Source organism: Rhizobium sp. RHZ02 (genome assembly GCF_014851575.1).
GTDB classification, from domain to species: Bacteria; Pseudomonadota; Alphaproteobacteria; order Rhizobiales; family Rhizobiaceae; genus Rhizobium; species Rhizobium altiplani.
The window spans coordinates 39,546-56,273 of the sequence record NZ_JACUZX010000011.1; the positions used below are offsets into that span (position 1 = coordinate 39,546).

20 protein-coding genes are annotated in these 16,728 nt (G+C 60.6%); 10 read left to right on the forward strand and 10 right to left on the reverse strand.

Translation table 11 applies throughout. The annotated features are described in order from the left end of the window. Positions 1 to 5: 5 nt before the first annotated feature. Positions 6 to 266, reverse strand: a complete 261-nt coding sequence (locus IB244_RS17400; protein WP_018857290.1) for a YMGG-like glycine zipper-containing protein — start codon at positions 264 to 266, stop codon at positions 6 to 8. A 188-nt stretch (positions 267 to 454) separates the two neighbouring features. Between IB244_RS17400 and IB244_RS17405 the strand changes: the two genes are divergently transcribed. Then, positions 455 to 754 carry a DUF2934 domain-containing protein gene (locus IB244_RS17405; protein WP_018857291.1) on the forward strand — a complete coding sequence of 100 codons (300 nt, stop codon included), beginning with the start codon at positions 455 to 457 and terminating at the stop codon, positions 752 to 754. 134 nt (positions 755 to 888) lie between these two features. On the opposite strand, the gene IB244_RS17410 is transcribed toward IB244_RS17405, so the two are convergent. From IB244_RS17410 to IB244_RS17425, 4 genes are all read right to left on the reverse strand, one after another. After that, on the reverse strand, positions 889 to 1,146 hold the full coding sequence (locus IB244_RS17410) for a DUF982 domain-containing protein (protein ID WP_018117187.1): 258 nt from the start codon (positions 1,144 to 1,146) through the stop codon (positions 889 to 891). 139 nt (positions 1,147 to 1,285) lie between these two features. Continuing rightward, positions 1,286 to 1,480 (reverse strand): hypothetical protein, encoded by a 195-nt coding sequence (locus IB244_RS17415; RefSeq protein WP_018117188.1) that lies wholly within the window; start codon positions 1,478 to 1,480, stop codon positions 1,286 to 1,288. A 59-nt stretch (positions 1,481 to 1,539) separates the two neighbouring features. Continuing rightward, positions 1,540 to 1,776, reverse strand: a complete 237-nt coding sequence (rpsU, locus tag IB244_RS17420) for a 30S ribosomal protein S21 (RefSeq protein WP_018857293.1) — start codon at positions 1,774 to 1,776, stop codon at positions 1,540 to 1,542. Between the two features lie 33 nt (positions 1,777 to 1,809). Next, the gene (locus IB244_RS17425; RefSeq protein WP_167354905.1) at positions 1,810 to 1,959 is read right to left on the reverse strand and encodes a hypothetical protein; all 150 of its coding nucleotides are present in this window, start codon (positions 1,957 to 1,959) and stop codon (positions 1,810 to 1,812) included. Between the two features lie 782 nt (positions 1,960 to 2,741). On the opposite strand from IB244_RS17425, the gene IB244_RS17430 reads away from it, so the two are divergent. Next, positions 2,742 to 3,821 carry a DUF3095 family protein gene (locus IB244_RS17430; RefSeq protein ID WP_409564070.1) on the forward strand — a complete coding sequence of 360 codons (1,080 nt, stop codon included), beginning with the start codon at positions 2,742 to 2,744 and terminating at the stop codon, positions 3,819 to 3,821. A 130-nt stretch (positions 3,822 to 3,951) separates the two neighbouring features. Here IB244_RS17430 and IB244_RS17435 read toward each other — a convergent pair whose 3' ends face one another. Beyond that, positions 3,952 to 4,425 (reverse strand): VOC family protein, encoded by a 474-nt coding sequence (locus tag IB244_RS17435; RefSeq protein ID WP_018857296.1) that lies wholly within the window; start codon positions 4,423 to 4,425, stop codon positions 3,952 to 3,954. A 202-nt stretch (positions 4,426 to 4,627) separates the two neighbouring features. Next, positions 4,628 to 5,134, reverse strand: a complete 507-nt coding sequence (locus tag IB244_RS17440; protein ID WP_018857297.1) for a MarR family winged helix-turn-helix transcriptional regulator — start codon at positions 5,132 to 5,134, stop codon at positions 4,628 to 4,630. A gap of 153 nt (positions 5,135 to 5,287) precedes the next feature. On the opposite strand from IB244_RS17440, the gene IB244_RS17445 reads away from it, so the two are divergent. The 7 genes from IB244_RS17445 (at position 5,288) to fabI (ending at position 12,416) form a co-directional block, all read left to right on the forward strand. After that, complete coding sequence (locus IB244_RS17445) at positions 5,288 to 5,683, forward strand: organic hydroperoxide resistance protein (RefSeq protein WP_018857298.1); 396 nt, start codon at positions 5,288 to 5,290, stop codon at positions 5,681 to 5,683. A gap of 107 nt (positions 5,684 to 5,790) precedes the next feature. Next, complete coding sequence (gene msrB / locus IB244_RS17450; protein ID WP_018857299.1) at positions 5,791 to 6,273, forward strand: peptide-methionine (R)-S-oxide reductase MsrB; 483 nt, start codon at positions 5,791 to 5,793, stop codon at positions 6,271 to 6,273. 182 nt (positions 6,274 to 6,455) lie between these two features. Beyond that, positions 6,456 to 6,788 (forward strand): hypothetical protein, encoded by a 333-nt coding sequence (locus tag IB244_RS17455; protein ID WP_018117196.1) that lies wholly within the window; start codon positions 6,456 to 6,458, stop codon positions 6,786 to 6,788. A gap of 380 nt (positions 6,789 to 7,168) precedes the next feature. Beyond that, positions 7,169 to 9,418 carry a DUF3141 domain-containing protein gene (locus IB244_RS17460; protein WP_192304908.1) on the forward strand — a complete coding sequence of 750 codons (2,250 nt, stop codon included), beginning with the start codon at positions 7,169 to 7,171 and terminating at the stop codon, positions 9,416 to 9,418. Between the two features lie 31 nt (positions 9,419 to 9,449). After that, positions 9,450 to 10,418 (forward strand): phosphate acetyltransferase, encoded by a 969-nt coding sequence (locus IB244_RS17465; RefSeq protein WP_246734432.1) that lies wholly within the window; start codon positions 9,450 to 9,452, stop codon positions 10,416 to 10,418. A gap of 4 nt (positions 10,419 to 10,422) precedes the next feature. Beyond that, positions 10,423 to 11,595: an acetate/propionate family kinase gene (locus tag IB244_RS17470; protein WP_113161538.1), complete on the forward strand. Its 1,173-nt coding sequence runs from the start codon at positions 10,423 to 10,425 to the stop codon at positions 11,593 to 11,595. Positions 11,596 to 11,633: 38 nt separating this feature from the next. After that, the gene (fabI, locus tag IB244_RS17475; RefSeq protein WP_113471275.1) at positions 11,634 to 12,416 is read left to right on the forward strand and encodes an enoyl-ACP reductase FabI; all 783 of its coding nucleotides are present in this window, start codon (positions 11,634 to 11,636) and stop codon (positions 12,414 to 12,416) included. A gap of 100 nt (positions 12,417 to 12,516) precedes the next feature. Here fabI and IB244_RS17480 read toward each other — a convergent pair whose 3' ends face one another. The 3 genes from IB244_RS17480 to IB244_RS17490 all read right to left on the reverse strand — a co-directional run bounded on the left by IB244_RS17480 (position 12,517) and on the right by IB244_RS17490 (position 14,623). Next, positions 12,517 to 12,756: a tautomerase family protein gene (locus tag IB244_RS17480; RefSeq protein ID WP_018117200.1), complete on the reverse strand. Its 240-nt coding sequence runs from the start codon at positions 12,754 to 12,756 to the stop codon at positions 12,517 to 12,519. A gap of 80 nt (positions 12,757 to 12,836) precedes the next feature. Next, on the reverse strand, positions 12,837 to 13,550 hold the full coding sequence (locus IB244_RS17485; protein ID WP_025660047.1) for an SDR family NAD(P)-dependent oxidoreductase: 714 nt from the start codon (positions 13,548 to 13,550) through the stop codon (positions 12,837 to 12,839). Positions 13,551 to 13,690: 140 nt separating this feature from the next. Beyond that, positions 13,691 to 14,623 (reverse strand): LysR family transcriptional regulator, encoded by a 933-nt coding sequence (locus IB244_RS17490; protein ID WP_018117202.1) that lies wholly within the window; start codon positions 14,621 to 14,623, stop codon positions 13,691 to 13,693. Between the two features lie 336 nt (positions 14,624 to 14,959). On the opposite strand from IB244_RS17490, the gene IB244_RS17495 reads away from it, so the two are divergent. Beyond that, complete coding sequence (locus IB244_RS17495; RefSeq protein WP_192304910.1) at positions 14,960 to 16,726, forward strand: cytochrome c biogenesis protein DipZ; 1,767 nt, start codon at positions 14,960 to 14,962, stop codon at positions 16,724 to 16,726. Positions 16,727 to 16,728: the final 2 nt, after the last annotated feature.

Genomic DNA, 16,728 nt, shown 5'->3' on the forward strand with positions numbered 1-16,728 from the left:
CCCGCTCAACGCGGGCAGCTGGCGATGTATCGCCGACCGTAACGGTCACGGAAGTAGCACTGACCAGGCCGCCCAGCGACGTTGCCAATGACCGCGCCAGTGGCACCGCCGATCGCTGCGCCCACGGCGGCACCGCGCACGTTGCCGGTCGCCACGCCACCGATGACCGCGCCGGAGGCTGCACCAATTCCCGCGCCTTGCTCGGTGGGCGTGCATCCGGCAATCGTGGCCCCTGCCAGAAGCAGCAAAATCGACGTGCGTTTCATCTCGCTTTCCTTCCTGTTCGATTTAATTCGCGCGAGGGTAGATAGAGGGATTTCGGAAAAGACAATTGTTGCTTTTAGTTCGCCGCCAAGCCTGCTTCGTTCGATCAATCGACCGCTGGTATCTCCATTGCCTATTGGACCGCTTGCTCCAATTAAGATTGGGTTTCAACCAAAAGCAGGGTCCCATCATGAACGAGCGTGAAGAGAAAATCCGTCGTCGTGCTTATGAAATCTGGGAGCAGGAGGGGCGCCCGCACGGCCAGGATATGAAACACTGGCTACAGGCGTTCAAGGAATTCGGCCAGCAGGCAGACAATGCAAGCAAGCCGACGGCCAAGGCCAAATCCGCCAAGCCGCGCGCCGCGCCGAAACCCGCTGCCGACAAGCCTACGGCGAAGAAGACAAAGGCGGCCGCGATCGCGATAACGGCTGCGCCCGGAGACAAGCCCCGTCGCACGCGTTCTCCAAAGTCCGTCACGACACACTAATCGTCAGCGCCTTCCCCGCCCGGGCCAACGTGGTTTGACACAGGGCGTTCGGATGTCGGGCGCAGCTGTTGGACTTTGCGCAACTGGGCGGCGAAGACGACCGTGATCATCAGCGGCCTTCGCCTCGGAGCAAGTCACGCCAAAACCTTGGCCTCGACCGCGGCTGCGACAAAGGCATCTCTGGCGGCTTCCAGGTGTGCAAGGTGGTTCATGGCTTCCACGCACCGACGCTTCGCCGCCTCAACGTGCATGCTGCTTTGGAGTGGCCACCTGTGCTCCAGATAGTCAACAGCTTCAGCCGGACCATGAATATGTTCAGAGGGGCGCGTTCCAATCCGGATAGCCACCGGTGCGGCCCACCTTGGTTCGGTTGCATGGCTGATCGTGTTCATGATGAACCTCCTCTCTGCCAACAAACGATAAGCGGGATGTAGGTGTTCGCGGGAGCCGTTCAACACCTATCCCGCCCTCAAGACGATGCCTCGACAACATATTGATGCGAGGCTGTTTCGGCAGCCAACTCGACGCGAGTCAGTGGACACTTGGCAGTCTTGCCGATACGGCGAAGTCCTCCGCCACAAGTTCGCTGATTGCGATCAGAACCTCTTCAGCGGTAAAGCCGGATGCTATCGTCGTTCGGATCAGATCCTGAAGATCCGGCTCGATCACCTCCCGGCAGTCTTCGAGTCGTTCGTCCGAAACAGTCAAGCTATGCAGTTCTTCCATAATCGACCCTTTCTTGGGGTGGAATGCCGCCGAGGACTCCCGGCGGTCATCTTATAAAGTTATCGGCCCGATGAGCGGCGCTTGGGCGAGGCCAGGAGACCTTCGCGCTGCAACTTCTTGCGGTTGGCCTTGCGTTGTCTGGCGATCGCCTGTGCTCGTTCGCGCACGCGTCGCTCCGATGGCTTCTCGTAAGCCCGGCGTTCCTTCATTTCGCGGAAAACACCCTCGCGCTGCATCTTCTTTTTCAATGCGCGCATGGCCTGTTCGACGTTGTTGTCTCTGACAATGACCTGCATCTTTTTCTCCTTGTTGTTGCGATTGAGTGCCTCTCAGCCAAGCTGCTCGGCGATCAGCTCCTGCAGCTCACGACGGGTGAGAAGGCAGGGGTAAGGTTTCCAGTTCTTGTCCGGGCGGCGAGCGGCGTCATCGCGCTCGCGCGGACTCGCCGCTGGGGCGGCGGCGGTAATGGGTTTGTTCAATTGAAGTCCTTTGCCGCACTGGCGGCATGCTCGACATGGCGACCTTTGTTTCCATCACGCAGACCGGAGGAAACGCAGTGAGATGGGACGCACGATGCGTCGACCATGTCAGGTTCGAATTTTTCGGGTGACCGCCATAAGATGGGAACGCGAGCGATGCGTTGCAAGGCTTCGTTGCGTCATACGCCCGTCGCCTACGCCGTCGACGCTGCTTGCTCTATGTTGCGGGCGACATTGCGGCCAAACTCTGAGAGGGCGTCTCTAAGCGTCGGTCCGCTGAGATTTTGGTTGGGATTTTGGCGAGGTCACCGCAAAACAGACGATGTGAGTTTTGCAGTGACCTCTTGATGACTAGGAAATGTAATCATCCAAGCACATGCTACCTGAAGTATGGAAATAGGGAATTTATCACATACGGTAATCCACATGAACTTTGGGAGCTGTCACCTGTTTCGCGGATGTCCGCTATGAACCTTTCGGGGAATGCCGGGCTCGAATGGTGATCCGCCGTTCGTAGCCGACCCCAATTCGGATGATGCTCTTTCCGCTGCGGGTCAGGATGTCCCAGGTCCGAATTTTCGAAGAAAGCCGCGGCGACTGTCTCGGTCCTACTGGCGCCGAGTGATCTTCGCAATTTTCCGCGACGCATACATCGCATCCGATTAAATCGCAAATGTATTGACCTCGCGATCCTGTTTGTGTACTTAAAGCGCATCCGAGTTATTCGTGTACGAAGTAAATCAACAGAAAGGGACTTTGCTATGAGGCAAGGGAAAAGGTTCATGGAGCCAGCCGTCGATGCCGTGCAAACCGATGAACGCGCGATGGGCGGCCAACACCCAAACGCGCCCCAGGCCTATAGTGAGTTTTCGCGAGTGCTTGACCCGTCTATCTATGAGGCGCTGCCCGACGATTGGCTGGTCGGCATAACAGACGTCGTCGGTTCGACGTCCGCGATCAAGTCCGGGCGCTATGAAGACGTCAACTATGCCGGCGCATCGGTGATTGCCGCGGTTGGGAATGCCTGGGGCGACTTTGATTTCCCCTTTGTGTTTCGCGGAGACGGTGCGGCATTCGCGCTGCCACCGCAGGGGATCATGACCGCGACATCAGCGTTGCGGCAGGTTGTCGCCTTTGCCAAGACCAATCTCAACCTTGCTCTCCGGGCCGGCCACCTGTCCGTGGGCGAGATACGTGCCAACGGACGCGACGTGCGCGTCGCGCGCTACGCCGCCTCTGAAGACGCGACTTACGCGATGTTTGCCGGCGGCGGTCTCAAGTGGGCAGAGCGGCAAATCAAGAACGGCCGATATCTGGTGAAGCCAGGCAGCTACACAACCGAGCCCGATCTGACCGGCCTGAGCTGCGATTGGGAGCCGTTTCCGAGCCAGAGGGGCGAGATCCTGTCGCTACTGGTCGAGCCATCCGAGGGCCGGAGCCCCGAAGCCTTCGCGGCATTGGCGAAGTGCGTGCTTTCCGTTCTCGACGCCGGCACGCGGCAAGCCCATCCCCTGTCGCGGGATACCGCCATCACCAAGGACAGGGCGAGGTCGGTCAACCTCGAAACCTGGTTGGCGGTCGCCTCCAACTCAGACTTCCGCAAATTTGACGATGGCCTGCGTCTAACGTTGGATTGCACACGCGAACAGATTGAAGCGGTCGAAGCCATCCTGGTTGCAGCAAAGGCGCGGGGTGAGGTCAACTTCGGACTGCATCGCCAATCTCACGCGCTCATGACCTGCTTCGTGCCTTCGGGCAAACCAGATTCGCATCTGCACTTTCTGGACGGCATGGGTGGCGGATACGCCAAGGCGGCCGAGATGATGGAGGCAAATGAGCTTCCGATGGTGTCAGCTCGCTAGGGTAAACGCTGCCCGACGCGCGTCCCATTCAGGAGAATTGCCGGCGTACTGCCACTGCAGCCCCTAACCGTGGCTGCGCGCTAGATGGACGTTCGGGCGGAGAGAGGATGTGGCGCGCCGCGCTGGCACCTCAACCACGCCGGGCGGCTTCGATCACCGCAACGTCAATCTTCTTCATGGTCATCATCGCATCAAAAGCACGCTTTGCCTGATCACCGCCTGCCGCAAGCGCGTCGGTCAGGATGCGCGGTATGATCTGCCAGGACACACCCCACTTGTCCTTGCACCAGCCACACTCGCTCTCTTGACCGCCATTGCCGACAATGGCGTTCCAATAGCGGTCGGTCTCCGCCTGATCCTCCGTTGCGATCTGAAATGAGAAGGCTTCGGTCTGCTTGAATACTGGACCGCCATTCAAGGCGATGCACGGAATGCCCGCAACCGTGAATTCGACAACCAATACATCTCCCTGCTTGCCGTCTGGATAGTCTCCAGGTGCGCGAATGACGGCGTCCACTGCGCTATCGGGAAAAGTTTCGGCGTAAAACCGGGCGGCAGCCTCACCATCTTTGTCGTACCACAGGCAGATCGTGTTCTTTGCCATTGCGCGGGTCCTTTCGGTCTCCGTTTCGGATCTCCTTCCTCAGATAAGGGGCAACCCGTCTTTCTCCACCCTATGCAGGCGATTTCACGCGCGCAGTTGCCAAGCGCCATGCCAATCGCCGGGATGGAAGTTCTCCTTGGTGGCATCTGCACCTGAGGCGGCGGAGCGCCGAATACATCGACGCTCACGGGCGCAGTAGAGATCAATCCTTTGCCGATCCGTCCTGCGTTGCCTTCAGGAGGTTGTTGCGCAGGCGTACCACGGATTTCTGCACGACTGGGAAGTCCTCTCCGAGGCCGGTCGCATCGACCAGTGGCGCGCCGGGATCCGCAGCGACAAGGTCGCGTCCAGCCGCCGTCAGGCTCAATCGTACCTGCCGCTCATCAGCGGGATCGCGTTTGCGGCGGATATAGCCCAGAGATTCAAGTTTTTTGAGCATGGGGGTCAGCGTGTTCGATTCCAGGAATAGCTTTTCGCCCAGTGTTCCGACCGTCTGGTCGTCTTTATCGGAGAGGGCAACCAGCGCGATGTATTGAGTGTAGGTCAGGTTCAGCTGGTCCAGGATCGGCTTGTACGCACGGCCGAAGGCCAGGTTTGCGGAATAGACCGCGAAGCATAGGAAGTTCGAAAGCTTGTTGTTCTTGCTGTCGGCCTCGCCGGAAACGGGCGCCTCTGTCTCCAGGGTTTTGGCGGTTTTGGATGCGGACATGGGAGATCCTACTCGGTTGCTTTTCGCTTCTCTCTATATAAATCGCATCCGATTAAATCGCAATGGTATTGACGACACCTTTCGAGCAACATATTTAGATCGTATTCGATTAAAGCGGATGCGAATGAAAAGCTGACCCGAAAGGATTTTACGATGACTGAGAAGCTCCTCTTTACCGGCAAGACCCATAACAAGGGTGGTCGCGACGGTTTCACACGCAGCAGCGATGGCGAGCTGGATCTTCGCCTGTCGCAGCCGCACCCGGCTGCCGAACGCCTTTTTGGCGCCGCATGGTCTGCTTGTTTCATTGGCGCCATCGAGCTCGCTGCAGCCCAGAGAAAGATCAAGCTGCCCGTCGAGCCCGAGATCGACACGGAAATCGATCTGAACGCCGACGGCGGATCCTTTTTTCTGCGCGCGCGGCTCAACGTCAGCCTGCAGGGCATCGACCGAGATGTCGCAGAGGAACTGATCCACGCAGCGCACGAGATCTGCCCGTACTCCAAGGCAACGCGCGGCAATATCGACGTGGCGCTCAATCTCATCTGAACGGATGAAGAACGCGCCCGGCGCAGCGCTACATCGGCGCCGGCCCTGCTGAGGTAAACTCATGTGACGTTCCGGCAATCCGCCGGAGCACCCAAGGAGAAACAGGAATGCGTGATGTCGTCGAATTGCAGTTCGATCTCACCCCTCCCACACAAGAACAGATGCAGCAGCTTGTGGCGGATCTCAGTGAGGACGACCGTCATCTGCTCTTGGAGCATGGCGAGGAGGCGCCGTTTTGTGGCGTCTTCCTCCACGAGCGACGCGAGGGGCTCTATACTTGCCGCCTCTGCGGTCTTCCCCTGTTCAAGGCCGTTTCCAAATTCGAAAGCGGGACAGGCTGGCCGAGCTTCACTGCGCCTGCCGCCAAGGATCACCTGCGGCGCATTCGCGATACCCGCTACGGCATGGTCAGAACAGAGATCGTTTGCGCACGCTGCGGCGCGCATCAGGGGCACGTCTTTCTCGACGGCCCGCCTCCGACAGGCGAGCGCTTCTGCATAAATTCAGGGTCGCTCGAGTTCACGCCGAAAGGGCAGCCGCTCCCTGACAAGCTTGGACGCGGTCGTCCCGAGGGCGAGCTTGCGCGGTAGTTGCGGGTTCGATAACTCAGACGATCGGCGCCAGCGTTAGGCGGTTATTAACGCTGGCGCACGACTTCACCTTCATTTGCGAGCAAATGGAGCGCGGGTCCGCCCACTGGTGATTGCGCTATGCGCAGGTCCGTCTATCTTGGCCCTGAGTGCTCAAGCGCAGTGCAACCGGGGCAGGGATCATGAAAGCCGCCTTCCACAAGACCTTGATGATCCTCGTCGCTTTAGCGCCGTCGGTGGCCTCAGCTCAGTCAGGCGGCTGGCAATCCGACGGCAGAGGGACGAGCACCTGGCAAGTGTCGCCATCGGAAGGCACCTGCAACGTCAGCCAAGCGCAAAACAGGGCACGGCGAGCAGGTATCCGTCGGACTGACCTGGTCTATCGCGACGAGAACGTCGTGACGCTGAGAGGGCTGACCGAGTGGGGTGAACGCCGCGATATCACCTTTGCCAACATTCGAGGATGTCCTGAGATCGGCTTTCAGGATCTGCAACCGAGCCAACCCAGGCGCTGAGGTTAACCACGACCGTTGACCGGACGCCGGTCCCTCGAGGTAATTGAGCGCGACGGTTCCTCAGGCTGGGTAACGCTGTAGCCATGCTGCCAGCCTATAAAATGCTTGTGACCTGATGTTGGGGCAGCAAATAATCTTCGTGACGCGCTGCGGTCGTTTTGCACGTCGCTCCATCGCGGTCTCGCCCGACCTGCGTCGAATTCCGTATGCTACCGTAAAATACGTTGGTGCCGTGGACCGAATGGACTTATGCTGCATGTGCGAACAAAGCGCATGAATGACGGTGCGGTTAACTATTCACAGTGCAGACGCAGATCGCGAATACACTCCGAGCATAAGTCTTTGACCTCTCGCCGAGAGGGTGAACGAGGAGATTTGGCATGCGGTACCCTTCGTATCTTCCGACAGCTGATTTCGCCACTCACTTCGGTCCTGCGGGCTTCTTTTTCGACTATGCCATGGATGCCACGCAGCGCAGCGTGCTGTTCTGGGATGTCATGCGAAAGCGCGGCAACCAATATCGGGCTCACGCCGAAGCGACGGCGCCGCATGTACTGAGCTTCACGCCGGAGATCGTCATTGATGGACGTTCCCTCCCGAGACCCGTCAACTACGCGCTGGTTCGGATCGTCCCGCCCAAGGGGATCGAGGTTGACGACACGCGCCGGCCGTTCGTTGTCGTCGATCCGAGAGCCGGACACGGGCCCGGCATCGGCGGCTTCAAGGCGGACAGCGAGATCGGTGTCGCGCTCAAGGCTGGGCATCCTTGCTATTTCATCGGCTTCCTCCCACAGCCAGTGCCGGGGCAGACGATCGAAGACATCGCGCAGGCCGAGGCTGCTTTTCTTGTAAAGGTGATTTCCCTGCATCCTCAGGCGGACGCCAAGCCCTGTGTGATTGGAAATTGCCAGGCCGGATGGGCCGTCATGATGCTGGCCGCCATGCGCCCGGAACTGTTCGGCTCGGTCATCATTGCCGGCGCGCCGCTGTCCTATTGGGCCGGCGAACGCGGCAAATACCCGATGCGCTACTCGGGTGGGTTGCTCGGCGGCAGCTGGCTGACGGCGCTTACCAGCGACCTCGGACACGGGCAGTTCGACGGCGTATGGCTGGTGCAGAATTTCGAGAACCAGAACCCGGCCAACACGCTCTGGACCAAGCAGTACAACCTCTACTCCAAGATCGACACCGAGGCGCCGCGCTATCTCGGCTTCGAAGAGTGGTGGGGCGGGCACGTCAGCCTGAATGCCGAAGAGATCCAATTCATCGTGGACGAGCTCTTCGTCGGCAATAATCTGGCGGCGGGCCGCATAAAGACATCGAATGGCGAGGCGATCGACCTACGCAATATTCGCGCGCCGATCGTCGTCTTCTGCTCGAAAGGGGACAACATCACGCCGCCCGCGCAGGCGCTCGGCTGGGTGCTGGACCTCTACGACGATGTGAACGAGATACGTTCGCACGGGCAGACGATCGTCTACACGGTACATGAAACGATCGGCCATCTCGGGATCTTCGTGTCCGCGAGCGTTGCCCGCAAGGAGCACGGCGAGTTCTCCAGCAATATCGACCTGATCGATGCGCTGCCGCCCGGTCTCTACGAAGCGACCTTCGAAGCAAGGACAGACGAGACCATCGGCGGAGACCTGGTCGAGGGCGATTGGATCATGCGATGCGAGGCAAGAACGCTCGACGATATCCGTGAGCTCGGTTGCAATGACGCCGAGGACGATCGCCGCTTTGCGACCGTCGCAAAGGTCTCGGACATCAACCTGTCGCTCTACAAGACGTTCCTCCAGCCTTTCGTCCGCGCCATGGTGCCCGACTGGGCGGCGGAACAATTGCGGGCAACGCACCCGCTGCGGCTGCAATATGAGCTCTTCTCCGACGTTAATCCCTGGATGGCGCCGATTGCGGATCTCGCTGTCGAGGTGGCGGACGAACGTCGTCCGGTTCCTGCGGACAATCCGTTTCTGGCCATGGAGCAGGCCGTCTCGCGCCAGATGGTAGCGGGGCTGGACGCCTGGCGCGAGGGGATGGAGGCGCTGAGTGAGGCGACCTTTCTCACCATTTATGGGTCTCCGCTGCTGCAGGCGGCTGTCGGTATCGATCCGTCCGATGCAACGCCACATCGGCGCGCGGCCAAGACCGGCATGCATGTCCAGATGCTCAAGGCGAGGATCGAGGAACTCAAGGCGCAAATCGGCAACGGCGGGCTTCGGGAGGGCATGGCGCGCAGCCTGCTTTACGTCGCGATGGCGAGTGGCGCAGCCGATGAGCGTGGCTTTGCCGCCATCCGCCGGATGCGGCGCGCCGAGGACGGAATGCCGGCAATGACGCTCAGCGAATTCAAGGCGTTAATCCGCGATCAGTTCTTCATGCTGCTGATCGATGAGGAAGACGCCGTGAACGCGATCCCCCGCCTGCTGCCGCCGGAGGAGGGCGTTCGCCGCCAAGCATTGTATTCGCTTCGGCAGGTTCTGAATGCGCGGGGTCCGCTTTCGGAAGAAGCCGAGAAGCGGTGGCAGAGGATCATCGGGCTCTTCGACGTTGGCAGCGAGACCGTCGCCGAGCCCGTAACGCCGCCGATGAAGCCCACCCCGGTCAAGGCTGTCAGACGCGGGGCTTGAACCCGGTCTTTTCAACATGGAGCAGACGCAGATGCCGGATCTGAACAACGCCAGGGAAGAAGCCGAGAGTCATGAGAAATACGAGCGGCTGATCGCTAAAGCAAAGCAGGTTCCGCGGATGCGAACGGTCGTCGTCCATCCTTGCGATGAGACGTCGCTGCGCGGCGCTGTCGAAGCAGCCGAGGTCGGGCTGATGCATCCGATCCTTGTCGGGCCGGTGGAAAAGGTGCGTGCGGTCGCAAAATCGCACGGCCTCGATATCTCGCCGTTCGAACTGATCGACACGCCGCACAGCGACGCGGCCGCGGCAAAGGCAGTGGAAATCATCCGCGAAGGCGGTGCTGAACTGCTGATGAAGGGCAGTCTGCACACGGACGAGCTCATGCGGGCCGTGACCTCATCAGCCACAGGACTGAGGACAGCGCGGCGGATCAGCCATGTCTTCGTCATGGACGTCCCGCATCATGCGGAAACGCTCTTCATCACCGACGCAGCCATCAACATCGCGCCGGATCTCGACGCCAAGCGGGACATTATCCAGAACGCCATCGACCTTTTCACGCAGATCGGCCTTGGCACGCCGCGGGTGGCGATCCTTTCGGCCGTCGAGACGGTCACGTCGAAGATCCCTTCGACAATCGACGCCGCCGCGCTCTGCAAGATGGCCGAGCGCGGACAGATTACCGGCGGTATTCTCGACGGACCGCTTGCCTTCGACAATGCAATCGACCCGGAAGCGGCGAGGATAAAGGGTATCCACTCTCCGGTTGCCGGCCACGCCGAAATCCTCGTCGTTCCCAATCTGGAAGCCGGCAACATGTTGGCGAAGAACCTCACCTTCCTGGCAAGGGCAGATGCAGCTGGCATCGTGCTCGGTGCGCGCGTGCCGATCATCCTGACATCGCGGGCAGATTCGGTGCGGGCCCGTCTTGCCTCTTGCGCCGTCGGCGTCTTGCTTGCCGATGCGCGCCGCCGCACGGCACCGATACAGGGTGCTTGAGGCCATGGACACCATCCTCGTCGTGAATGCCGGTTCGTCCAGCCTGAAGTTCGAGGTATTTTCGGTCGCGGACTCGTTGGAGCGGCTGATCAAGGGGCAGATGGAGGGGATCGGCACCGCGCCGCACCTGACCGTCAAGAGCGCCGGCGGCGAGCGGCTGGCGAACGAAAATCATCCACCCGAAGCCGTTCCCGATCTGCCGGCGGCGATGCGGCTGGTGGGGGAGTGGTTGCGTCAGAGGCAGCAGGGCCGGTTGGTTGCTGTCGGCCACCGGGTTGTTCATGGCGGTCCGAACCATTCACGTCCAGCGCGCATCAATGAGGAGTTGCTCCGCGAATTGGAGCAATACACGCCGCTGGCGCCCTTGCACCAGCCCAACAACCTCGCGCCGATCCGTGTGTTGCTGGAACGCCAGCCGCAGCTTGCACAGGTCGCCTGCTTCGACACCGCCTTTCATCGCGGCCATGACCCAATGACGGACCACTATGCCATTCCGGCGCACTATTTCGACGAGGGTATCCGGCGCTATGGTTTTCACGGGCTGTCCTACGAATATGTGGCCGGACGCCTGGCCGAGATCGCGCCTGACGTTGGCAACGGACGGGTCATCGTCGCGCATCTCGGGAGCGGCGCATCCATGTGCGCGCTGTATAAGGGGCTAAGCGTCGAGAGCACGCTCGGATTCACGGCGCTCGACGGGTTGCCGATGGGCACGCGATGCGGGCAGATCGATCCTGGTGTACTTCTCTACCTGCTCCAGCAGCATGGAATGACGGCACCGCAGTTGCAGGATCTCCTCTACAAGGAGTCGGGCTTCAAGGGGCTTTCCGGCATCAGCAACGACGTGCGCGACCTGCTTGCCAGCGACGACGCCGGCGCGAGGCTCGCGCTCGACCATTTCGTGCATCGCATCGGCCTCAATGCCGGCGCGCTGGTTGCGGCCCTCGGCGGGCTGGACGCCTTCGTGTTTACGGCGGGTGTCGGTGAAAATTCAGCGGTGATGCGCGCCCGGATTGCCAAAAAACTTGGCTGGCTTGGAGCCTCGCTCGACCCAGCACGAAACGAGGCCAGTGAGTTGCTCGTCTCGAGCGACGACAGCAAGGTCGCTCTTTATGTGGTGCCGACCGACGAGGAACTGATGATCGCACGGCATACGTTCGCGCTTATCGCTGCATAGGCGCCTGCCACACCTATTGAGCTGAAGAGAGGGCTGACATGATTCCCGAGGTAAAGGCCAAGCTTCTCGAAGGAAAGCGCGGACTGGTGGTCGGCATTGCCAATGACCAGTCGATTGCCTGGGGTTGCGCCAGGTCATTTCGCGCCTTTGGCGCGGAGCTTGCAGTGACCTATCTCAACGACAAGGCCAGGCCTCATGTCGAGCCACTGGCCGAGGAGCTGGAAGCGCCGATCTTCATGCCGCTCGACGTCGCGGTCCCGGGACAATTGGAGGCGGTGTTCGACCGCGTCGCGGAACAATGGGGCGAACTCGATTTTCTCGTGCATTCGATCGCCTTTTCGCCGAAGGATACGCTGCAGGGACGCGTCGTGGATGTGCCGCAGGAGGGGTTTTTGAAGACGATGGACATTTCCTGCTGGTCGTTCATTCGCATGGCGCATCTTGCCGAACCGCTGATGAAACGCGGCGGCAGCCTGTTCACGATGACCTACTACGGCAGCCAGATGGTCGTGAAGAACTACAACGTCATGGGGGTCGCCAAGGCGGCGCTGGAAAGCGCCGTTCGGTACATTGCCGCGGAACTCGGCCCCAAAGGCATCCGCGTGCATGCGATCTCGCCGGGCCCGCTGGCAACGCGGGCAGCCTCGGGCATTCCCGAGTTCGACGAACTCCTGAACAAGGCCCAGGAAACGGCCCCGGCGCGCAGCCTCGTATCGATTGACGATGTCGGCATGGCGACTGCCTTCTTGGCGCATGACGCGGCGCGATTGATGACGGGCGATACCATCTACATCGATGGCGGCTATCACATCATAGATTGATCCGACAAGGGGTGGCGCCATCGGAAGTATCGTCGCTAAAACAAGCCGAACCCGACGCTCAGAGTGCGAGCGACGGGTTCGGTTGAGGTTTCGGAGAGCGTCAGGATTTGGCTGCCGCGGCGCGCTGTTTGCGGTATTGCACGGTCGGCAGACCGCCCCAGCCCCAATTGTCGAGATCGACTTCTTCGATCACCACATAGGTCGATTCAAGCGGCTTGTTGAGGACGTCGAGCAGAACCTGGCTGACGCCCTCGATGATTGCGGCCTTCTCTTCGGCCGTGACCGAATTGCGATCAGGCGTGGTTCCTTCGCGGGTAACCTGTACAGTGACGATAGGCATTTCCGTCTCCAATGAAAGAGGGTTGGTTGCGTCATTGACGGCAGTCGCGCTGTTGCAGCGCAGCCGCTCCATAGTGCTGGCTACCAGCGGCCCGCGTTCGAGCCGCCGTCGACATGGAGAATCTCGCCGGTGATGAAGCCCGCGGTCTCCAGATAGAGAACGGCGTCGACGACATCGCGAATGTCGCCCATGCGGCCGACCGGATTAAGCCCGGCCAGTGCCGAGTGCTTTTCAACCGCATGCATCGGCGTCTTGATAATCCCTGGAGAAACCGCGTTTACACGAATGCCGCTCTTCGAGAACTCCATCGCCAGCGACCGGGTGGCTGCGTTCAGACCGCCCTTGGTCAGGGAAGCAAGCACAGAGGGCACGCCAGCGATTGGCTGGTCGACGAGGCTGGTGGTAATGTTGACGATGTGCCCCGAACCTTGCTTCAGCATCTCCGTGGCGGCGCGCTGGGTGATGTGGAAGAAACCAGCCACATTGACACCGAGGTTATGGTCGTAGTCTTCCTGGGTCATTTCGACGAACGGCTTGGCCAGGAAAACGCCTGCATTGTTCACCAGTGTGTCGATGCGGCCGAAGCGCTCGAGCGTTTCGCGCACGATCCGCTCCGCGGTCTCCGGTTTGCCGATATCGCCTGCGACGTCAATAATGTCCGCATCGACGCTGGGCTTGATCGACCGGGAGGTGGCGACGACGCGATAGTTCCGGTCGCGGTAGGCCCGCACCAATTCTGCGCCGATGCCTTGCGATGCGCCGGTGATGATGGCGACCTTCTGTTGCGTGCTCATGATGTGATCCTTTCAATTGCCGCGGCCGTTTCAGGTGAGGCCGCCCTCCGCCCTCGGCGTTGGTGCAATTTATTTAGATCCATTCGACATTTGAGAGAATTGTCGCTGTTCGGACAACAATCAACCGAATGTCGGCATAATCAGGCGAGAGTGCCTGCTGCCGCTGCCATATTCGCGAATTCGGAACGGAGGCGAGGTGTCGCGAAATCGACAAAGGCGCGAACCTTCGGCACAGACATCCGGCCCTGCGGCGCGAGCAGGTGCACCGGAAGTGGCGGGTGTTCGGCGTCGGCGAGCACGATCTTCAGGCGTTCATCGCGCACATAAGATGCCACATGGTAGGAGTAGAGCCTCGTCAAGCCGCCGCCTGCAGCAGCGGATGCCGCTGCTGCACGAACGCTGTTGACGATGCAGCGCGGTGTGAAGTGAACCGTGCGCGGAATGGACGAGCCCTTCGCCGGCGTGAAGCTCCAGGAATCCAGGCCGAAGTTGCTGAACGCGACAATCTGATGTTTCGCCAGGTCGGCGGGTTCGACGATACGAGGATGGTTGGCCAGATAGCGAGGGGAGGCGACGACGACGCGTCGCACGTCGCCACCGAGACGGGTGGAGACATGCGAGGAGTCCGGCAGGTGACCAATGCGCACGGTAAGGTCGACGCCCTCATCAACCAGGTTCACCAACCGATCCAGCATAAGAAACCGGACAGAGACCGTCGGGTGAAGTTCGAGGAAGTCGTCCACTATGGGGCGCAACACCTCTTCTCCCAGGATCGGCGGCGCCGAAATTGTCAGCGTTCCGCGCGGTGCCGCGCGCTCGCCGCCGGCAAGCATGTCGGCTTCCTCGAGATCCACCAGCACACGCCGACAGGCCGCCGCATACCGTTGACCTGCCTCGCTCAGCTTCAGCGTCCGGGTCGTCCGGTGGAGCAGTTCGACACCGACATGCGCCTCCAGGAAGCTCAGAGCGCGGCTGACTGCCGTTGGCGATCGTTTGAGATTACGGGCGGCTCCGGCGAGACTGCCCTCGTCAATTGCCGTCACAAACACCTTCATTGCGTCGATGCGATCCATTCTGCCGCCTCGCGGAATAGTGATTGTTCGGCGGCGAGTATTCACCCGAAGTCGGTGGGAAGTAAATACGCATGGGCCGGGAGCAACTGGCTTCTGGTAAGTCTACCAATCCAAGTGGCGCAAGGAGATTGGCAGCGGGAAGTGACTACCGCCATTTGGCAATTGGCGCGGGCCAAGTTGGGCGGCTTTCGCCGTTGATCGGCGGCTGCTGAGGTCGCTTGCATTCTGATACAATTCGGGGGGAATGCGACACATCCGGGATACTTCGGACCGGTCCTATGCAGGCACCATCAACGACCAGTGTGTGAGCATCGGTCAACTGCAGGGGATGACGACATGATCCTATTCCTGATTGCTTATCTCGCAGGGGCGCTGACCATCGTCAGCCCTTGCATTCTCCCGGTCCTGCCATTCGTCCTGTCGCGGGCAGGTCAGCCGTTTACACGAAGCATCCTGCCGATGTTACTCGGTATGATCGTGACCTTTGCCGGCGTGGCAACGCTTGCTGCGGTCGGCGGAAGCTGGGCTGTGCATGCCAACGAAATTGGTCGATACGCTGCCGTCGCCCTGATCGCGGGCTTTGGCGTGACGCTGCTTTCGCCGCGTATCGCCGCGGTGGTAACGCGGCCCGCGGTGGCCCTGGGCAGCCGCCTGTCACAGCAGGCGAGCGGCAAGAAGGGGAGCGTGGGCACGTCCTTCCTTCTCGGCGTCGCAACCGGCCTTCTCTGGGCGCCCTGCGCCGGTCCGATCCTCGGGCTCGTCCTGACTGGCGCCGCACTGCAAGGGGCAAACGTTCAGACGACGCTCCTGCTGACGTCCTACGCTGCGGGTGCTGCTACCTCGCTAGCAATGGCTGTCCTTGCCGGGGAGAAGGTCTTTGCCGCGATGAAGCGATCGCTCGGCATTGGGGAACGTCTGCGGCAGGCGCTTGGCGTCGCCGTGCTGGCCGGTGTCACGGCAATTGCGCTCGGGCTCGATACCGGCCTGTTGTCGCGCCTTTCCTATGCGAGTAGTACCCGCATCGAGCAGTCGTTGCTCGACAGGCTGCATAACGCAAGCGATACGGCCGGAAAGCCGTCGGGCAGTGCGATGCAGCTCGCCGCGAACGATGCGCGCAAGGGATACCAAAGCGATCTGCCTGTGCTCGGCCGCTTCGTGTCGCTTGACGGTGCCGTGGAATGGTTGAATTCGAAGCCGCTTACGGCTGAAGAATTGCGCGGCAAGGTCGTTCTGGTCGATTTCTGGACCTACTCCTGCATCAACTGCATCCGGACGATCCCCTACGTTCGGGCCTGGGCAGAGAAGTACCGGGATCAGGGCCTCGTCGTGATCGGAGTCCATTCGCCCGAATTTGCCTTCGAGAAGCGTGTTGATAACGTCCGTCAGGCGATCGACAAGTTCCAGATTGGCTATCCCGTTGCGATCGACAACGACTTCAAGATCTGGCGGTCATTCGCCAACAACTACTGGCCCGCCCACTACTTCATCGATGCCAAGGGCCAGATCCGGCACACCCAGTTCGGCGAGGGAGACTACGAACAGTCCGAACGGGTGATCCAGGACTTGCTGGCGGAAGCCGCTGGAAGCAAGAAGGTCGACGCAGCTACCGTCACGCTCGATGCCAAGGGCGCCGAGGCGGCGCCCGACTTCGCGCAGCTGCAATCCGGCGAATCCTATATCGGCTACCTCCGCGCCGCCAACTTCATCTCACCGGAAGGCGTCGGAGCAGACGCTGCGCGCGACTATACGGTGGGAAAGCCCGATCTCAACGAATGGGGTCTGACAGGCAAGTGGACCGTGGGCGGTGAGCAGGCCTCGCTGGATCAGGCCGGCGGCGGCATCACCTATCGGTTCAGCGCACGGGATTTGCACCTCGTGCTTGGGCCAGGCGCTGACGGCAAGAAGATCCGCTTTCAGGTGAAGGTGGATGGCGTGGCCCCCGGCGCGGACCACGGTTCGGATATCGACGCTGAGGGAAACGGTACCGTTTCGGAAACCCGGCTCTATCAACTGGTGCGACAATCGGGAGAGGTTCGGGAACGGACGTTCGAGATCCGCTTCCTCGATCCTGGTGTCGAGGCATTCGTCTTTACCTTCGGATGAAA